We start from the raw sequence: 18,208 nt of genomic DNA on the forward strand, positions 1-18,208 counted from the left end.
CTGACGACTCCTTAGAAATATCCCTGACGCTTCTTCTGCTCCATGGAGCCAGCCTGATCGTGGTCAATCAGCCGCCCTTGCCGCTCACTCGAGGTGGTGAGCAGCATCTCTTCAATAATTTCCGGCAAGGTGGTGGCATCGGATTCGATGGCTCCGGTCAGCGGGTAGCAACCGAGGGTGCGGAAACGCACCAGCTCCTGCTTCACTTCGTCTTCCGGGCCGATGGGCATACGATCGTCATCCACCATGATCTTGATGCCGTTGCGCTCCACCACCGGACGGTAAGCGGCGAAGTAGAGCGGCACTATGTCGATCTTTTCCAGATAGATGTATTGCCAGATATCCAGCTCGGTCCAGTTGGAGAGCGGGAACACCCGGATGCTCTCCCCCTTGTTGACCTGGCTGTTGTAGACGCGCCACAGCTCGGGGCGCTGGTTCTTCGGATCCCAGCGGTGGGACTTGTCACGGAAGGAGTAGACCCGCTCCTTGGCGCGGGACTTCTCCTCGTCGCGACGGGCGCCACCGAAGGCTGCGTCGAAGCCGTATTTGTTGAGCGCCTGCTTGAGCGCCTCGGTCTTCATGATGTCGGTGTGCTTGCCGCTGCCGTGGACGAAGGGGTTGATGCCCATGGCGAGCCCTTCCGGGTTCTTGTGGACGATGAGATCCAGCCCGAACTTCCTGGCTGTCTCGTCGCGGAACTTGATCATCTCCTTGAACTTCCAGTCGGTATCGACGTGGAGCAAGGGGAAGGGGATCTTGCCCGGATAGAAGGCCTTGCGGGCCAGATGCAGCATGACGGAGGAGTCCTTGCCGATGGAGTACATCATCACCGGGTTTTCAAATTCGGCAGCCACCTCGCGGATGATATGGATGCTCTCGGCTTCCAGCTGCTGCAGATGTGTCAATCTTTCACGAGAGACACCTGCATGACTGCTCTCCGCGTTCGGCTGCTGCAAGTGGGTCAATCTTTCACGGTCCATGTTGGTCCTCGGGTCATTGCTTATGCGCCTGCTCGGGGCGCTGGGTGGTTCAGTGCGCGGCCGCGCTGGCAGCCGCATCAAATATCTCTTTCTCGGTCAGGCCAGCTGCACCAGCTTGAGGTCGCAGCCATCGAGATCCGGGTTAGCGCGCTGCTGCTCGCCGCCCTGCTCTCCGCTCTTTTCCCCAAACCAGGCGAGCCGATCGCGCAGGGCGACCACTTCGCCGATGACGATAAGCGACGGGCTCACCGCCTGTTTGGCCAGCTCCGCCAAATCGGCCAGCGTGCCGGTCAGCACCCGCTGGCGGGATGTGGTGCCGCGCTCGATGATGGCGATGGGGGTGGCTTGGCTTCGGCCGTGATCCACCAACTGCTGCTGGATATGCTCGGAGCGCATCAGCCCCATGTAGATGACCAGGGTCTGACTGGTGGCGGCGAGCTGCTGCCAGTCGGGCTCCTTGCCCTCTTTTTGGCAGTGGCCGGTAATAAAGACAGCGCTCTGGGCGTAATCACGGTGAGTGAGCGGAATGCCGGCATAGGCGGTGGCACCGGCTGCAGCCGTGATGCCGGGCACCACAGAGAAGGGGATGCCTTCATCGGCCAGCACTTCCAGCTCCTCGCCCCCCCGGCCAAACATAAAGGGATCGCCCCCTTTCAGCCGCACTACCCGGTTGCCCGCCTTGGCGTACTCCACCAGCAGGCGATTGGTCTCCTCCTGCGGCACGCTGTGGGCTCCCGCCTTCTTGCCGACCGACACCAGAGTGGCATCGCGGCGCACCAGATCGAGGATCTCGGCGGAGACCAGCTGGTCGTAAAGCACCACTTCAGCCTGTTGAATCTGTTGCAGCGCCTTGAGGGTCAAGAGGCCCGGATCGCCGGGGCCCGCGCCGACCAGCACCACTTCTCCTACTTCGCTTTTCGCCTGATCGAGGCCATCGCTCAGCCACTGCTCGGCACCTTGCCAATCCTCTTTCTCAATCAGGCTGGCGAGGGTGTTGGAAGCAAAGGCGCGCTCCCAGAAGCGGCGACGATCGGAAATTGAGGAGAGCACCCGCTTGGCCTTGTCACGGACCCGGCCGGAGAGCTCGGTCAGCCCGCCAAGATGGCGTGGCAGCAGGCTCTCCAGCCGCTCGCGCAGCAGGCGTACCAGCACCGGCGCCTTGCCACCGCTGGAGACCGCCACCATCAGCGGCGAGCGATCGATGATCGAGGGGAAGATAAAGCTGGAGCGCTTGGGGTCATCCACCACGTTGACGAACAGACCCAGCTGATTGGCACTTTGATAAACCAGTGCGTTGACTTCGAGGTTGTCGGTCGCCGCCACCACCAAAATCTGACCAGCCAGATGGGCCGGGGTGAAGCGCTCCGCCAGATGGGTGAAACGACCGGTGAATTCCGCAAATTCCGGTTCAAGCTTCGGGGAGACCAGGGTCAGCCGGGCACCGGCCGCCAGCAGCAGGCGCGCCTTGCGCAGGGCAACCTCGCCCCCGCCCACCAGCAGTACCGGGCGGCCTTCCAACTTGGCAAACATAGGTAAATAATCCATTTCGGCCCATCCCTCGGAACACGACTAATATGGGGCGACTATAGGCAGGGCATCTTATCCCTCAAAATAATAAAAAATGCTTTTTAATGCGTTTTGGTAATTAGCAAAGCCAATTCATGACAAAGGCGTACGAAGTCACTTGTGGTACCTGACGCCAGACCATAGGCTAGGGACTGTGTTTCATAAGGAGCTAAATGATGAATGAATCATTGATTGTGCTAGGGATTTTTGTGTTCCTGGTGCTCGCCACCCTGAGCGCGGGCATCAAGATAGTGCCCCAGGGCTACAACTGGACGGTGGAGCGCTTCGGCCGCTACACCCGCACCCTGACCCCGGGTCTCAACCTGCTGATCCCCTACGTGGATCGGGTCGGCCACAAAATCATCATGATGGAGCAGGTGCTGGATATCCCGGCACAAGAGGTGATCTCCCGCGACAACGCCAACGTCACCATCGACGCCATCAGCTTTGTGCAGGTAGTGGATGCCCGCAAAGCGGGTTATGAGGTCAACGATCTCACCAGCGCCATCCGCAATCTCACCATGACCAATATGCGGACCGTGCTCGGCGCCATGGAGCTGGACGAGATGCTCTCCCAGCGCGACACCATCAACGAGAAACTGCTGCGCACCATGGATGCCGCCACCGCCCCCTGGGGCATCAAGGTGACCCGCATCGAGATTAAAGATGTGCGCCCGCCGCTGGCACTGGTCGAGGCGATGAACGCCCAGATGAAGGCCGAGCGCCAGAAACGGGCCGAGGTACTGGAAGCCGAAGGGGTGCGCCAGTCCAAAATCCTGAAAGCGGAAGGCGAAAAGCAGTCCCAGATCCTCAAAGCCGAAGGTGAGCGTCAGGCCGCCTTCCTCGCCGCCGAAGCGCGGGAGCGGGCTGCCGAAGCGGAAGCCAAGGCAACCCACATGGTTTCCCAGGCGATTGCGGAAGGAGACCTGCAGGCCATCAACTACTTCGTGGCCCAGAAATATACCGAGGCACTTGCCCGCATCGGCGAAGGCCCCAACAGCAAGATCATCATGATGCCGCTGGAAGCGGGCAGCCTGATTGGCTCGGTGGCTGGCATGGCCGAGCTGTTCAGCAAAGATGGCAAGGGCAGCAAGTCATGACAGCCCTGTTAGAGGGGCTGACCCACTGGCACTGGCTGGGGCTCGGCTTCATTCTGCTGGCCATCGAGGTGCTCGGCTCGGTGGGCTTTTTGCTCTGGACCGGCATCGCCGCGCTGGAAGTGGGGCTACTGCTACTGATCTGGCCCTTTGGCTGGCAGGCGCAGTTGCTGCTGTTTGCGGTGCAATCCCTGCTCACCACCTGGGCCTGGTGGCGCTGGCAGCACCAGCGTGACAACTCGGGTCAAGATGCCGCCAGCACCATCAACGAGCGGATGCAGAGCTATATGGGCCGCGAGCTGACCCTGCTGGATGATGTCGCCCAAGGCACCAGCCGGGTACATCTGGACGACACGGTCTGGACGGTGCGCTGCGACGAGTCGCTGCCTGCAGGCAGCAAGGTCAGGGTGGTAGGGGCCGACTCCCACATCCTGCTGGTTGAACTCCGCAACTGACGCAACTCTACCATCGAGTCATAAAAAAGCCCGCGATCGCTCGCGGGCTTTTGTCTCTCTGGCTGCCACTCAGGTACGCAGCCGATCGAGCTGACTGGCCAGCGCCGTGGCCGCTTGCTCCAGCGCTTCGCTCAGCTGATGGCTGGAGCTGGCCTCCTGCCCGATCACGTTGGCGGTATCGCCGATCCGCATCAAATTCTTGTTGATATCGTCACTGACGGCGCTCTGCTGCTCGGCGGCGGTGGCCACCTGACTGATGTGGTCGTGGATCTGCTGGATCTGGGCCACCACCCGATTGAGCGCCTCGAACGCCTGCTCGGTGCCCTGCACCGTGGTGGTGGAGCGCTCGATGCCGGTATTCATCAGACGCTGACTGCTGCTCACCTCGGTCTGCAGGCTACCAATCAGCTGGCCGATCTCGTCGGTAGATTCACGGGTCTTGGTCGCCAGCGCCCGCACCTCGTCTGCCACCACCGCAAAGCCACGCCCCATGTCCCCTGCCCGCGCCGCTTCGATGGCGGCGTTGAGGGCCAGCAGGTTGGTCTGCTCGGCAATGGCGCGGATCACATCGAGGATCCGGCTGATATTGGTGCTGCGCTGGGCCACCAGCGCCACCGCTTTATCCGCCTCATGCATATCGCCGACCAGAGTATGGATCTCGTTGCGGGCATTGCTGAGGGTCTGCTGGGCGGTATTGATGTGGTGGGTCGCCGCTTCCGACTCCTGCGCCGCCTGCTCGGCATAACCCGCCACGCTGACTGCCGTGGTGCTCATCTGATGCATGGCGCTCACCACGCTCTCCAGCTCCAGATTCTGCTCGTCCAGACTGCTACGCATGGTGTCGGCGGTATGTTTCATCTCCCGTGCCTGCTGGTAGACCTGCTGACCAATCCCCTTGCTCATTTGCACCATGCCCCGCAGCTTGCCGAGGAAGGCATTGAGCTGAGAACCCAGATCGATCAGCTCCTGATGGGTGTCGATCTCCATCTGCTGGGTCAGGTCACCCTCGTTGCTGGAGAGATGGCCCACATGGCGGCTGATAAGAGAAAGTGGCGCTGTGATGGTCTGGATAAACCAGACCAGTAAGCCCAGCACCAGCAAAGTGATCCCGCCCATCGCGATGATCTGCTGCCGCTGGGCATCCACCAGCAGGGTGCCCAGTTCATTGCTGATGGCGTGCGCCTTGCTCAGCGCCAGCGCCTTGGGCACCTTGATCATCAACCACCACTGGGTATTGGCTGCCTCAACCCGGATGGGCTGATGAAGAATAAAGTCACTGTCGCTGCTGACCGGCTGACCGTCAGGCAAGGTCAGGCCCACCTCCTTGAGTGGACGACCCAGCTTGTCGGCATAGCGGTTGCTGCCCACAATCAGCCCCATCTTGCTGACCAGGGTCACATCCGCCTTGTTGTCATAGAGGCTCTTGCCAAGGTTTTCAGCCAGTTGCTGAAAAATGGGCAGGTTCATATCCACACCGGCCAGCCCGACAAACTTGCCGTCACGCAGCACGGGCACCGTCAGACTGGTCATCAGCATCTTGTTGCCCGGGCTGATTTCGTAGAGGTAGGGCTCCATCAGGCAGGGCTGGCGGGTATCGCGACCACAGAGATACCACTCGCTGTTGCGAATGCCAAACTCGTTGAGGGAGGTATCAAACTTGGCCTCGCTGGCAGCGGCGTCCACCGCTTGCTGGGCGACGGCCCCTCCCTGATCCTTGGTGAAATAGACCTCCAGACTCCCCTTGCCTGCCACCGAGTGGCTGGCCCCGCCCAGCCAGTTGCCATCCTCGCCATCATAGCCATCCGGTTCAAACTGGGCATAAATGGAGCTGATCCCGCTCGCCTGCTGCAGGCTGCTGCCGAGCAGAGACTCCACTTGGGGCCGCGACAACCGCAGTTCCGGTTTAGCCATACCGGCTTCAATCTGGGCGGTCACGGTCAGGGGGATCTGATAGGAGTTCTGCATCAGCGAGGTAATCTGGATGGCATAGCGCTCTGCCTGATACTGCAGGCTGCGGGAGACCTCCTCTTCCAGTGCATCGCTGGTCTGGGTCATCACCATGTTGCGAAGGGAACTGAACGAGGCCGATTGCAACAGGGTCATGGCCAGCCCGGTCAGCAGAAACAGCCCCATGGTAAGGCACAACAGCTTGAACTTGAGGGAACGTTGCTTCATGCGACAACTCCTTATGGCAGAATAACAACGAATTACTTGAGTATATTCGCCCACTTGCGCTTCACCCGATTTGTTGATGGGTTTGTGGCAGGCTTCTGGTTATAATTTTTGCCTTCCCGAGCGTTGATGGAACAGTCGCAATGAGCAATGCACTGAGCAGTGTCCCGCCGGTAGTCGCGATGGACTACCCCTTTCCGGCCAAACCTCTTCCCCTGAGTGCCGAGCAGAGAACGACCTTGACCACAGAAATCAAGGCGCTGCTCAAGGAGCGCAAAGCGGTACTGGTTGCCCACTACTACACGGATCCCGAGATCCAGGCGCTGGCCGAAGCCACCGGCGGTTTCGTCGGTGACTCGCTGGAGATGGCCCGCTTTGGCCGCGATCACGAGGCGCAAACCCTGATCGTCGCCGGGGTGCGCTTTATGGGGGAAACCTCCAAGATCCTGAGCCCCCACAAGCGGGTGCTGATGCCGACGCTGGAGGCCGAATGCTCGCTCGATCTGGGCTGTCCCATCGAGCAGTTTTCAGCGTTTTGCGACGCCAATCCCGACCACACCGTGGTGGTCTACGCCAATACCTCGGCCGCAGTCAAAGCACGGGCTGACTGGGTGGTGACCTCCAGCATTGCGCTGGAAATCGTCGAGCACCTCGACAGTCTGGGTCACAAGATCATCTGGGGCCCGGATCGCCATCTGGGTGCCTATATCGAGAAGAAGACCGGGGCGCAGATGCTGCGCTGGCAAGGCCACTGCATCGTCCACGACGAGTTCAAGGCCCGTGCCCTGCGCGAGCTGAAAGAGCAGAATCCGGACGCCGCCGTGCTGGTTCATCCGGAATCCCCCGCCTCGGTGATCGAGCTGGCCGATGCGGTGGGCTCCACCAGTCAGCTGATCAAGGCGGCCAAAGAGCTGCCCCAGCAGAAGCTGATCGTGGCGACCGATCGGGGCATCTTCTACAAGATGCAGCAGGCCTGTCCGGAGAAAGAGATGGTGGAAGCACCGACCGGTGGCGATGGCGCTACCTGCCGCAGCTGCGCCCACTGCCCCTGGATGGCGATGAACGGTCTGGTGGCGATCAAGGAGGCCCTCACCGATGGTACCGAACGCCACGAGATCCATGTCGATGAAGATCTGCGGGTCAAAGCCTTGATCCCCCTCGACCGGATGCTCAATTTCGCCGCCGAACTCAAGCTCAAGACCCAGGGCAACGCCTGATTGCCGCCGTCATGAGATGCAAAGAGGGCTCCCGCGGGAGCCCTCTTTATTTATCTGAACCTCATCCAACTCAGATGATTACGGTGGAGAGACTGTGCTCTTCATCCGGCGCAACGGTCACACCCGCCTCACCGGCGATGGCCGCTTCGACGCAGAGCATGGTGCGATAGCCATCGTCACTCATGTCGGCCATGGCGGTAGCCCCTTCCAGCCAGGGGGTCCAGACCACCACGCTGTCGTGGTTGCCACTGACAACCCGGGTCTCGCGCTCACCATCCTGCACGCTCACCAGCGCCTCTGGATGCCAGTAGACCCGATCCAGCGGCCCGCTCAGGGTCAATGCCCCCTGCTGCTTGGCATCCTGTCCGGTCAGCTTGTCGGCATAGGGCTCGCCCAGGCCGGTGACGCTTACCGCCTCCGGTGCGCTGATCTGCAAATAGGTGTGCAGCGCACCGCTATAAGTCAGCGACTGAGCACCTGTGTTGCGAGTGGTCAGCACCAGCGAGAGCTCTTTGCCAACCAGTACATCCAGCTCCAGCTCGAAGGAGTGATCCCAGAGGGCACGGGTTGCGTCGCTGTCGCGCAGGGAAAGATGAACAAGCGTGCCATCGGCGTGATCGGAGACCCCGTCCAGCATCCAGAGGGTGGTACGGGCAAAACCGTGGGAGGGCTTGCCGCTACCGACGCGGGCGGGCGCCGGGCCAAACCAGGGCCAGCAGATCGGGATACCACCGCGAACAGGCTTGCTGCCATCCAGCACCGCCTTGTCACTCAGCCAGATGGAGGCCGGCTCGCCATGACGCTGATAGCTCAGCACATGGGCGCCAAACAGGCTGATTTCTGCCTTGGCATAGTCGTTGTTGATGGTGAGAACCGGCAGACCGGCCGCATTGTTGGCAAGCTTGCAATTGGCTGTCAGGGGACGAATGGATTGCATGTAGACTCCTGTCATCAGGGGAAACCGAAAAACAAAAAGGCGGCCAATGGCCGCCTTTTTCAAACTACGCGATTGCGCATCCCAAATTACTTGGAGATGTGAGCGATCAGGTCCAGAACTTTGCTGGAGTAGCCCATTTCGTTGTCGTACCAGGATACAACTTTAACGAATTTGTCGTTCAGCTGGATACCAGCCTTGGCGTCGAATACGGAGGTCTGACGCTCACCCAGGAAGTCGGTAGATACAACTTCGTCTTCGGTGTAGCCCAGAACGCCTTTCATAGCGCCTTCGGAAGCAGCTTTCATCGCTTCGCAGATTTCTGCGTAGGTGGCAGCTTTCTTCAGGTTAACGGTCAGGTCAACAACAGACACGTCCGGAGTCGGAACACGGAAAGCCATACCGGTCAGCAGGCCTTTCAGTTCCGGAATAACTACGCCAACAGCTTTGGCAGCACCGGTAGAGGACGGGATGATGTTCTGAGCCGCACCGCGGCCACCGCGCCAGTCTTTGGCAGACGGACCATCAACGGTCTTCTGGGTAGCAGTGGTAGCGTGAACGGTGGTCATCAGGCCAGACTCGATACCGAAGGTATCGTTCAGAACCTTGGCGATCGGGGCCAGGCAGTTGGTGGTGCAGGAAGCGTTGGAAACGATGTCCTGGCCAGCGTAGGTAGAGTCGTTAACACCCATTACGAACATCGGGGTAGCGTCTTTGGACGGGCCAGTCAGAACAACTTTCTTGGCACCAGCAGCGATGTGCTTACGAGCAGTCTCGTCGGTCAGGAACAGACCGGTAGCTTCAGCAACAACGTCAACACCGATTTCGCCCCACTTCAGGTTGGCCGGGTCACGCTCAGCGGTAACACGTACGGTTTTGCCGTTTACAACCAGGTTGCCGTCTTTAACTTCAACGGTACCGTTGAAACGACCGTGAGTTGAATCGTACTTCAGCATGTAAGCCATGTAGTCAACATCGATCAGGTCGTTGATACCAACAACTTCGATGTCTGCACGCTCGCAAGCCAGACGGAATACGAAACGACCGATACGGCCAAAACCGTTAATACCTACTTTGATAGTCATATTTAGTTACCTAACTGTTCAGTAGTCAAAGAAAATTCCGCTTGTAAATTTACTAGAACTCTCCGGTGAGTCAACCAACATTCTGTCTGAAATTGCGCTATATCATGAAAAACTGTGAAATTAATTTTCTGTTTATGTAACTGATTACCACGTTTTGACGAAAAAAGTGCCAGATCGTGGCATCGCGCAGATATCAACAATAGTGCCTACTCGGTCACACAACCATTCACAGAGATATGTAAAAATGTGCGCGGTTTAGCATGGCCCAAGAGCCACTGTTCAAGTACCACCCCATAAAAATCAAACAAAATAGTATAGATAGAATCCACAGCGGGAATTCTCAAACTATGACCACCCTGATTGAACAGCTGGCTGCCGCAAAAGGTATCGCCAGCGAGTATGTCGATGCCTGGGGCCACCCGGCCCAGGTATCAGAAGAGAGCAAGGCCGCCATGCTGGGCGCCATGGGCTACCGCGTCGATGACGAGGCCGCACTGGTGCAGCAGCTGGAAGAGGAGCATCGCCAGCACTGGCTGCGGGCGCTGGATCCTGTGATGGTGGTTCGCACCGGCGACGCCGTTACCCTTGAGGTTCGCCTCCCCATCGAATTCGTCAACGATGCCCTCACCTGGCAGCTCCAGCAGGAGCAGGGTGCTGTGTTGTCCGGTCAATTCACCCCCATCGAGGGTGAGCTGGTCGGCGTGGCCGAGTTTGAAGAGATGGAGTGCCAGGCCTATCGCGTCACTCTGGATATGGCCCCGGAGCTGGGTTATCACCAGCTGGTGTTGCTGGAAGAGGGCAATGACGAACCGCTGGCCACCATGCGCCTCATCGTTGCCCCCAAGGCCTGCTACAAGCAGGCTCCAATTGCCGATGGCCGCAAGGTATGGGGCCCGAGCGTGCAGCTCTACTGCCTGCGCAGCCGCCACAACTGGGGTATCGGTGATTTCAGCGATCTGGGCCAGCTGGTCGAGAAAGCGGCCGCCTGGGGTGCCCACTTCGTCGGTCTCAACCCTATCCACGCCCTCTATCCGGCCAATCCGGAGAGCGCCAGTCCCTACAGCCCCTCTTCCCGTCGCTGGCTCAACGTGGCCTATATCAATGTGGAAGCGGTGCCCGAATTCCAGCAGAGCGATCGCCTGAAAGCGGAAGTGGCAAGTCCTGCCTTCCAGCAACATCTGGCCGATCTGCGCGCCAAAGAGAACGTCGATTACACCGGCGTGATCCAGACCAAACTCGGCATGCTGCGTCAGGTGTTCGACGAAGCCAGCCTTGGCGCCGAGCGTCAGGCTGCCTTTGATGCCTTCGTGGCCGCCGGTGGCGACAGCCTGCAACAGCAGGCAGCATTTGATGCCCTGCAGGCCCACTTCTATGCCAAAGGCGAAAATGCCTGGGGCTGGCCGGTATGGCCGCAGGATCTGCGCGATTACCACAACCCTGCCGTTGCCGCCTGGATGGCCGAGCACCCGCAAGATGTCAACTTCTACCTCTATCTGCAGTTCCTAGCTGATGAGCAATTGGCGCAAGCCGATGCCCGCGCCAAGGCTGCCGGCATGGTGATGGGGATCTACCGGGATCTGGCGGTGGGCGTATCCGAAGGCTCCACCGAGATCTGGGCCAACCAGGATCTCTACTGCCCGAAAGCCTCGGTCGGTGCGCCGCCCGATATCCTCGGCCCGCTTGGTCAGAACTGGGGCCTGCCCCCGATGAACCCGAACAAGCTGTTCGAAGCGGCCTACCAGCCGATGGTGGACTTGTTCCGTGCCAACATGCGCTCCTGCGGCGCACTGCGCATCGACCACGTGATGGCCTTGCTGCGCCTGTGGTGGGTACCGCCCGGAGCGTCCGCCGCCAAGGGCGCCTACATCTACTATCCGGTCAACGATCTGCTGGGCATTCTGGCCCTCGAATCCCACCGCAACCAGTGCCTGCTGATCGGCGAGGATCTTGGCACCGTGCCGGAGGGGATCGACGTGACCCTGAAAGAGAACGGCGTCCACTCCTACAAGGTGTTCTTCTTCGAGCGCTCCAAGGAAGATGGCGGCTTTATCTCCCCGGCGCACTACACCGAGCAAGCGATGTCGGCCCTGACTACTCACGACATGCCGACCCTCAAGGGCTTCTGGCACTGCGATGATCTGGCGCTCGGCCGTCAACTGGGTCTGTATCCGGATGAAGATGTTTTGAAGACTCTGTATGCTGATCGCCACCAGGCCAAACAGCGGATCCTCGACAGCTTGCATGCCCACAAGGTCATCTCTGACAACATCAGTCATGACGTGAACTGGGTCGGCATGAACACCGAACTCAACCACGGTCTGCAGATCCACATGTCCCGCGGCAGCTGCGCCCTGTTCAGTACCCAGCTGGAAGACTGGCTGGAGATGGACAAGCCGGTCAACGTACCGGGCACCAGTTACGAATACCCCAACTGGCGCCGCAAGCTCTCCGCTGATCTGGAAGATATTTTTGCCAATGAGGCACTCAAGGCACTGGCTGGCAAGATGAGCCAAGCCCGTGATGAGGCCAGTCGTTGAGACGCTGTCTCCCACAGCGCTCTCACCTAAATCCACTCCGGCTTCGGCCGGAGTGGATGCTCTGTCATGAAAGGAAATCTCGATGCTCGTTGAACGTTTGGTTGCTGCCCGCTGTTCCGATCCCTTCTCTCACTTAGGCCTGCAGGCCAATCCGGATGGGCCCGGCCTCAAACTGACCGCCTGGTTGCCTGATGCCCTCGAAGTCCGCGTCAAGGATCTCAAGTCGGGCAAAGTCGTTGCCACCCTGGCGCCCACCGATGAATCGGGTCTTTTTGAAACTGTTTTCACCCGCCGCAAAAACTCCTTCCCCTATCAGCTGATCGCCAGCTACCAAGATGCCACCACCGAGGTCATCGACCCCTATCAGTTTCAGGATGCCGCCTGGGCAGGCCTGGCCGAACTGACCGCCCAGCCGGAAAACCTCTACCACACCCTTGGCGCCCAGCTGCGCACCGTGGAGCATCTTGGCCAGCAGGTGGAAGGGGTGCGTTTCGCGGTCTATGCACCGAGCGCCACCGCCGTGAGCCTCATCGGCGATTTCAACTTCTGGGATGGCCGCCGCCACCCGATGCAGCGCAGCCTCTGCGGTCACTGGGTGCTGTTTGTGCCGGGCCTCAAAGCCGGGGATCGCTACAAGTTCGAGCTCAAGGACCCCATGGGCAACCGGCTGCCCCACAAGAGCGATCCGGTCGGCTTCTACTGCGAGCAGTATCCGTCGTTCGCCTCCGTGGTCTATGACCACGCCCAGTACCAGTGGCAGGATGCCGAGTGGATTGCCAGCCAGCACAACGACAAACGCGAGCAACCCCTCTCCATCTATGAGCTGCATGTCGGCTCCTGGAAGCGCCACCCCAATGGCGACAGCCTGAGCTGGCGCGAGCTGGCAGTGGAGCTGGTCGCCTACGTCAAGGAGATGGAGTACACCCACATCGAGCTGCTGCCGGTCTCCGAGCACCCCTTCAGCGGCTCCTGGGGCTACCAGCCGGTGGGCATGTTCTCCCCCACCAGCCGCTACGGCACCGCTGATGATTTCAAATACTTCGTCGACCAGTGCCACCAGGCCGGGATCGGCATCATTCTGGACTGGGTACCCGCCCACTTCCCGTCCGATGCCCACGGCCTGGCCCGCTTCGATGGCACCCCGCTCTACGAGTACGAGGATCCGCGCCGTGGCTGGCACCCGGACTGGAACTCCTACATCTACGACTTCGGCCGCGACACAGTGCGCCAGTTCCTGGTGGCGAGCGCCCTGTTCTGGCTCGACAAGTTCCACATCGACGGCCTGCGGGTGGATGCGGTCGCCTCCATGCTCTATCTGGATTACTCCCGCAACGCCGGTGAATGGGTACCGAACGTCGATGGCGGCAACCACAACTACGAGGCGATCAGTCTGCTCAAGTGGACCAACGAGGAGGTCTACGGCAAGTATCCCCACGCCATGACCATCGCCGAAGAGTCCACCGCCTTTGCCGGTGTCTCCCGCCCCACCTTCCTCGGCGGCCTCGGCTTTGGCTTCAAGTGGAATATGGGCTGGATGCACGACACCCTCACCTATATGCAGAAAGAACCGATCCACCGTCGCTACCACCACAACGACATGACCTTCTCCATGGTTTACCACTATGACGAGAACTTCATCCTGTCGCTCTCCCACGACGAGGTGGTACACGGCAAGCACTCCATGCTCTACAAGATGCCGGGCGACGAGTGGCAGCAAGCCGCCAACCTGCGGGCCTACATGGGCTTCATGTACGCCCATCCGGGCAAGAAGCTCAATTTCATGGGCACCGAGATCGCCCAAAGCAACGAGTGGAACCACGACGCCCAGCTGCCGTGGCACCTGCTGCAATATCCCAAGCATGCCGGTCAGCAGCGGCTGATCCACGATCTCAACCACCTCTACCGTCATGAGCCTGCCTTGTATCAGGCCGATTATGAGCAGACCGGCTTCCGCTGGCTGGATCACAACGATGCCGACAACAGCATCTTTGCCTGGCTGCGGGCGGACAAAGAGGGCAAGCAGGCTATTGTGGCGGCTTGCAACTTCACCCCGGTGCCCCGTCTCGAATATCGGATCGGCGTCCCAGCGGCGGGCCACTATCGGGTGGTGCTCAACACCGACAGCGAGTATTACTGGGGCAGTAACTATGATGTAGGTCTGGTGTTCGCTGCCGAGCCGACCCCCTGGCAGGGGATGGCACACAGCATAGTGCTGGATCTGCCGCCGCTGGCGACCTTGTTTATCAAACAGGAGTCTTGATGCTTGTAATGGAAAAAGGGGTGGGCCACCCGCTGGGGGCCCGCCTTGACGAGAACGGTTGCCACTTCTGCGTCTGGGCCCCCCAGTCGGACAAGGTGGAGATCTGCCTGTACGACGAGCAGGAGCAGGAGTTGATGCGGCTGGAGTTGCCCGGCCGCCGTGGCCAGTATCGCTTTGGCTACGTGCGCGGCGTAAAGGCCGGTCAGCGCTACGGCTATCGGGTCTATGGTACCCCGCAGGAGGGGATGCTGTTCGATCCGCAAAAACTGCTCATCGACCCCTACGCCAGGGCGCTCAGTCGTCCCACCTATTGGGATGAAGCCCTCTATCAGGGTGACAGTGCCGGGATGATTGCCAAGTCGGTGGTGGTGGATGACAGTTTTGACTGGCAAGGGGTTGGCAAACCCGGGATCAGTCCGGCCCGCACCATTATCTACGAGACCCACGTCAAGGGCTTTACCAAGCAGCACCCGGGGATCCCCAAAGCGCTGCAGGGCACCTACCTTGGCATCTGTCACCCGCTGGTTATCGAGCATATGAAGAGCCTCGGCATCACCTCGGTGCAGCTGATGCCGGTGGCTGCCTTCATGTCGGAACCGCGACTGGAACAGCTGGGACTGACCAACTACTGGGGCTACAACCCCATCGCCTTCTTCGCCCCGGAGCCACGCTACAGCACCCGAGCCGACGAGGCGGTGACCGAGTTCAAGACCATGGTGCGCGAGCTGCACCGGGCCGGGCTCGAGGTGATCCTGGATGTGGTCTACAACCACACTGCCGCCTCTGGCTTCGATGGCCCTACCCTCTCGTTCAAGGGCTTTGACAACGCCGGTTACTACGCCTTCGAAGCGGGCCCCCACGGCCCGGACTACACCCGTCACGCCAACGTGACTGGCTGCGGCAACAGCGTCAATCTGGATCATCCCAACACCCTGCGACTGGTACTCGATGCCTTGCGCTACTGGGTCACCGAGATGCAGGTGGATGGCTTCCGTTTCGATCTGGCGGTGACGCTGGCGCGGGAAGCGGGGGAGTTCGAGCCAATGGGCGCCTTCTTCAAAGCCGTGATGGCCGACCCAGTGCTGTCACAGGTCAAGCTCATCGCCGAACCCTGGGATATCGGCCCCTTCGGCTACCGGCTGGGTCAATTCCCGAGCCAGTGGCAGGAGATCAATGACCGCTACCGCGACACGGTGCGCGCCTTCTGGCGCGGTGATGCAGGCAAGATGGGGGACTTCGCCACCCGTCTGGTGGGTTCGCGGGATATTTTCCCGAAAAACTGGCGCTCCCCCCACACCAGCGTCAACTACCTCTGCTATCACGACGGTTTCACCCTGGAGGATCTGGTCTCCTACAACCAGCGCCACAATCAGGCCAACGGTGAAGACAATCGGGATGGTCACGGCAACAACCTCTCCTATAACCACGGGGTGGAGGGGCCGACTCTGGATCCGCGGGTCAACAGCCTGCGCCAGCAGCAGAAGCGCAATCTGATTGCCACCCTGCTGCTCTCCCAAGGTACTCCCCACTTCCTCGCTGGCGACGAGATGGGCCGCAGCCAGCTTGGCAACAACAACGCCTACTGTCAGGACAACCAGATCAGCTGGGTCAACTGGCAGTGGCGACCGGAGGATGAGCGGCTGTTCGCCTTCACCCAGCAGATGATGGCGCTGCGGGCGGAGTCCTGCGTCTTCTCCAACCTGCAACTGAGCGACGACAGCTGGAATGGCACCCCGTCCAGCTGCCATCAGGTCAACTGGTATCACCCGGACGGCCACCAGCTCACCGATCAGGATTGGCACGCCCCCATGGGGCAGGCGTTCGCCATGGATATCGGCATGATCAACTGTGTCGGCGAGCGCTGGTACGTGCTGTTCAACGCCAGCGACTACGATATCCAGTTCCGCCTGCCGCCGCCGGGGGAAGGGCTGGAGTGGATCCAGACCATCGACACTGCCACCAACGATGGCCTCCCCTTCCTGCCCGATGACATCAAACGGCAGGTGGCAGTCGGCCGGGCCCACTCCCTCAAACTGCTGGAGCGGGTGGCACTGGCCAGCACGGCGGAGGATGCCCAGCCACCGCAGCAGGAAATTATCCCTGCATCCGGTGAGGAGATGGTTGCCACCTCGATCACAGATACAGGCAAAGCATAAGAGGCATGCTGGAGTCAGCTTTACGGAGCCGCTATGCTGGGCTCCGGTATGGATGGCAAGGAGTCGGTATGAGCAGTAACAATCCGGAACAGTGGCGCAGCAAACTGACCGCCGAGCAGTTTCACGTCTGCTGGGAGAAGGGCACAGAGCGCCCCTACAGCGGCGCCCTGCTCCACAATCGCAAGAGCGGCGACTACCTCTGTGTCTGCTGCAAGAGCGTGCTGTTTCACTCAGGAGCCAAGTTTGATTCCGGCTGCGGCTGGCCCTCGTTCGACAAGGCCATCGAGGGGACGGTGGAGTACACCGAGGACAACAGCCACGGCATGAAGCGAGTGGAGATCACCTGCCGCCAGTGCGGCTCTCACCTCGGTCACGTCTTCCCCGACGGACCGACCGAGACAGGCCAGCGCTACTGCGTCAACAGCCTGAGTCTGGATTTCGATCCCGACGCTTAAGCGACTTACCCATTGCAATAAAAACGGCGCCTCCATCACGGAGGCGCCGTTTTTTATCGGGATTTCACCGGCTTCACGCCAGCAGGATAGCAGCCATCACCAACAGGGCCGCGATGGCCGGCACCGGCAACTTCAACACCCGCAGCAGATAAAAGCCGATGGCCGCCAGCGCCAGATCGGTCGGCGCCAGCACCGCACTCTGCCACACCGGCTGATAGAGGGCCGCCAGCAACAAGCCCACTACGGCAGCATTGATGCCGGTGACGGCCCCCGCCAGACGGGGCCGGGCCAGCCACTGTTGCCAGCAGGGGCCCACCGCCCAGAGCAGCAGAAAGCCGGGTGCAAAGAGCGCCAGGGTCGCCGACAAGGCTCCGAGCAGCGGCATCTCGGGCTGCAGCTGGGCGCCAAGATAGGTGGCAAGGGTAAACATGGGGCCCGGCACCAACTGGGCCAGGCTGTAACCGGTCAGAAACTGCTGCTGACTGAGAGTGTGGCCCACGCTCTCTTGCAGCAGCGGCAGCACAACATGGCCACCGCCAAACACCAGACTACCGGCGCGATAGAAGTCGGCAACCAGCTGGCCAAGCGGGCTACCGAGCAGCGGCAGACCGATAAAAAGGATGCCAAACAGCAGCAGGGTCGGCCAATGAGGCTGACTGCTGGCGGCAGAAGGCAGCTCGGCGGAGGCTGGCACACTACCCGCCCCGCTCTGGCTGCGGGCGCAGATCAGCGCCGCTCCCGCCAGCATCAACAGTTGAGTCAGCAGACCGGGCTGCCACCAGAGTGCAGCAGCGGTCACCACCATGATCCCTTGGGTCATTCCCGTGGCACAGAACTGACGACTCATGGTGAGCACCGCATCGGCCACCACGATGAGCGCCAGCAGCTTGAGGCCATGCAGCGCCGCATCGAGCCACAGATTGCTGCCCAGCTGGCCGATGCCGATCGCGGCCGCCAGTAGCAGAAGAAATGAGGGCAGCGTAAAGCCGACAAAAGCAGAGAGCGCCCCGCCCAGACCGGCGCGATGACGACCGATGGCGAAACCCAGCTGGCTGGAGGCGGGCCCCGGCAGCAGTTGGCACAGCGCCAGCAAGCGGGCAAATTCGGCCTGTGTCAGCCAGCCGAGCCGCTGGACGAAGGTGCGCTGGAAATAGCCGATATGAGCGGCCGGACCACCAAAGCTGATGCATCCCAGCCATAAAAACTGAATAAATACCTGTCCCACGCTCTTCTCCCTCATCCCTCTTCTCCCGATGGAGAGGGGATATTATGACAGCGCGATGATCGTTTTATG

Annotated in this window: 13 protein-coding genes; 7 read left to right on the top strand and 6 right to left on the bottom strand. The window is 60.5% G+C overall.

Going from position 1 to position 18,208, the window contains the following annotated elements; translation table 11 throughout:
- Positions 1-11 precede the first annotated feature (11 nt).
- Entirely contained in the window at positions 12-980 is a 969-nt protein-coding gene (gene cysD, locus VF684_RS17080; RefSeq protein WP_440174346.1) for a sulfate adenylyltransferase subunit CysD, read from the bottom strand.
- 96 nt (positions 981-1,076) lie between these two features.
- On the bottom strand, positions 1,077-2,525 hold the full coding sequence (gene cysG / locus VF684_RS17085) for a siroheme synthase CysG (RefSeq protein ID WP_440174347.1): 1,449 nt from the start codon (positions 2,523-2,525) through the stop codon (positions 1,077-1,079).
- A 197-nt stretch (positions 2,526-2,722) separates the two neighbouring features.
- Between cysG and VF684_RS17090 the strand changes: the two genes are divergently transcribed.
- Positions 2,723-3,646, top strand: a complete 924-nt coding sequence (locus tag VF684_RS17090) for an SPFH domain-containing protein (protein ID WP_139440736.1) — start codon at positions 2,723-2,725, stop codon at positions 3,644-3,646.
- Positions 3,643-4,098: an NfeD family protein gene (locus VF684_RS17095; protein ID WP_139440724.1), complete on the top strand. Its 456-nt coding sequence runs from the start codon at positions 3,643-3,645 to the stop codon at positions 4,096-4,098. The genes VF684_RS17090 and VF684_RS17095 overlap by 4 nt, the downstream gene beginning before the upstream one ends.
- A gap of 69 nt (positions 4,099-4,167) precedes the next feature.
- Here the strand turns inward: VF684_RS17095 and VF684_RS17100 are convergent, their stop codons facing one another.
- Positions 4,168-6,273, bottom strand: coding sequence for a methyl-accepting chemotaxis protein (locus VF684_RS17100; RefSeq protein ID WP_139440725.1), 2,106 nt, complete (start codon positions 6,271-6,273; stop codon positions 4,168-4,170).
- Positions 6,274-6,413: 140 nt separating this feature from the next.
- Between VF684_RS17100 and nadA the strand changes: the two genes are divergently transcribed.
- Positions 6,414-7,487: a quinolinate synthase NadA gene (nadA, locus tag VF684_RS17105; RefSeq protein ID WP_244776425.1), complete on the top strand. Its 1,074-nt coding sequence runs from the start codon at positions 6,414-6,416 to the stop codon at positions 7,485-7,487.
- A gap of 70 nt (positions 7,488-7,557) precedes the next feature.
- On the opposite strand, the gene VF684_RS17110 is transcribed toward nadA, so the two are convergent.
- A complete protein-coding gene (locus tag VF684_RS17110; RefSeq protein WP_201933446.1) occupies positions 7,558-8,424 on the bottom strand; it encodes a D-hexose-6-phosphate mutarotase in 867 nt (288 codons plus the stop codon).
- A gap of 86 nt (positions 8,425-8,510) precedes the next feature.
- Positions 8,511-9,506 (bottom strand): type I glyceraldehyde-3-phosphate dehydrogenase, encoded by a 996-nt coding sequence (gene gap / locus VF684_RS17115; protein ID WP_005335708.1) that lies wholly within the window; start codon positions 9,504-9,506, stop codon positions 8,511-8,513.
- Positions 9,507-9,853: 347 nt separating this feature from the next.
- On the opposite strand from gap, the gene malQ reads away from it, so the two are divergent.
- The 4 genes from malQ to msrB all read left to right on the top strand — a co-directional run bounded on the left by malQ (position 9,854) and on the right by msrB (position 16,914).
- Entirely contained in the window at positions 9,854-12,043 is a 2,190-nt protein-coding gene (gene malQ / locus VF684_RS17120; protein ID WP_440174348.1) for a 4-alpha-glucanotransferase, read from the top strand.
- Positions 12,044-12,125: 82 nt separating this feature from the next.
- On the top strand, positions 12,126-14,303 hold the full coding sequence (gene glgB, locus VF684_RS17125; RefSeq protein ID WP_139440728.1) for a 1,4-alpha-glucan branching protein GlgB: 2,178 nt from the start codon (positions 12,126-12,128) through the stop codon (positions 14,301-14,303).
- Entirely contained in the window at positions 14,303-16,459 is a 2,157-nt protein-coding gene (gene glgX / locus VF684_RS17130; protein WP_139440729.1) for a glycogen debranching protein GlgX, read from the top strand. Before glgB ends, glgX begins: the two co-directional genes overlap by 1 nt.
- Before the next feature lie 68 nt (positions 16,460-16,527).
- Positions 16,528-16,914 (top strand): peptide-methionine (R)-S-oxide reductase MsrB, encoded by a 387-nt coding sequence (msrB, locus tag VF684_RS17135; protein ID WP_040068248.1) that lies wholly within the window; start codon positions 16,528-16,530, stop codon positions 16,912-16,914.
- Positions 16,915-16,987: 73 nt separating this feature from the next.
- On the opposite strand, the gene chrA is transcribed toward msrB, so the two are convergent.
- Entirely contained in the window at positions 16,988-18,139 is a 1,152-nt protein-coding gene (gene chrA, locus VF684_RS17140; RefSeq protein WP_139440730.1) for a chromate efflux transporter, read from the bottom strand.
- Between the last annotated feature and the right edge of the window lie 69 nt (positions 18,140-18,208).

It is taken from the genome of Aeromonas sp. Lyrl_2 (genome assembly GCF_051948815.1).
GTDB lineage: Bacteria > Pseudomonadota > Gammaproteobacteria > Enterobacterales > Aeromonadaceae > Aeromonas > Aeromonas veronii.

Excerpts from the sequence above, each read along its gene's own strand:
- cysD (WP_440174346.1), bottom strand. The coding sequence starts at position 980 with ATGGACCGTGAAAGATTGACCCACTTGCAGCAGCCGAACGCGGAGAGC.
- malQ (WP_440174348.1), top strand. The coding sequence starts at position 9,854 with ATGACCACCCTGATTGAACAGCTGGCTGCCGCAAAAGGTATCGCCAGC.
- glgX (WP_139440729.1), top strand. The coding sequence starts at position 14,303 with ATGCTTGTAATGGAAAAAGGGGTGGGCCACCCGCTGGGGGCCCGCCTT.
- msrB (WP_040068248.1), top strand. The coding sequence starts at position 16,528 with ATGAGCAGTAACAATCCGGAACAGTGGCGCAGCAAACTGACCGCCGAG.
- VF684_RS17110 (WP_201933446.1), bottom strand. The coding sequence starts at position 8,424 with ATGCAATCCATTCGTCCCCTGACAGCCAATTGCAAGCTTGCCAACAAT.
- gap (WP_005335708.1), bottom strand. The coding sequence starts at position 9,506 with ATGACTATCAAAGTAGGTATTAACGGTTTTGGCCGTATCGGTCGTTTC.
- VF684_RS17090 (WP_139440736.1), top strand. The coding sequence starts at position 2,723 with ATGAATGAATCATTGATTGTGCTAGGGATTTTTGTGTTCCTGGTGCTC.
- cysG (WP_440174347.1), bottom strand. The coding sequence starts at position 2,525 with ATGGATTATTTACCTATGTTTGCCAAGTTGGAAGGCCGCCCGGTACTG.
- glgB (WP_139440728.1), top strand. The coding sequence starts at position 12,126 with ATGCTCGTTGAACGTTTGGTTGCTGCCCGCTGTTCCGATCCCTTCTCT.
- VF684_RS17100 (WP_139440725.1), bottom strand. The coding sequence starts at position 6,273 with ATGAAGCAACGTTCCCTCAAGTTCAAGCTGTTGTGCCTTACCATGGGG.
- nadA (WP_244776425.1), top strand. The coding sequence starts at position 6,414 with ATGAGCAATGCACTGAGCAGTGTCCCGCCGGTAGTCGCGATGGACTAC.
- VF684_RS17095 (WP_139440724.1), top strand. The coding sequence starts at position 3,643 with ATGACAGCCCTGTTAGAGGGGCTGACCCACTGGCACTGGCTGGGGCTC.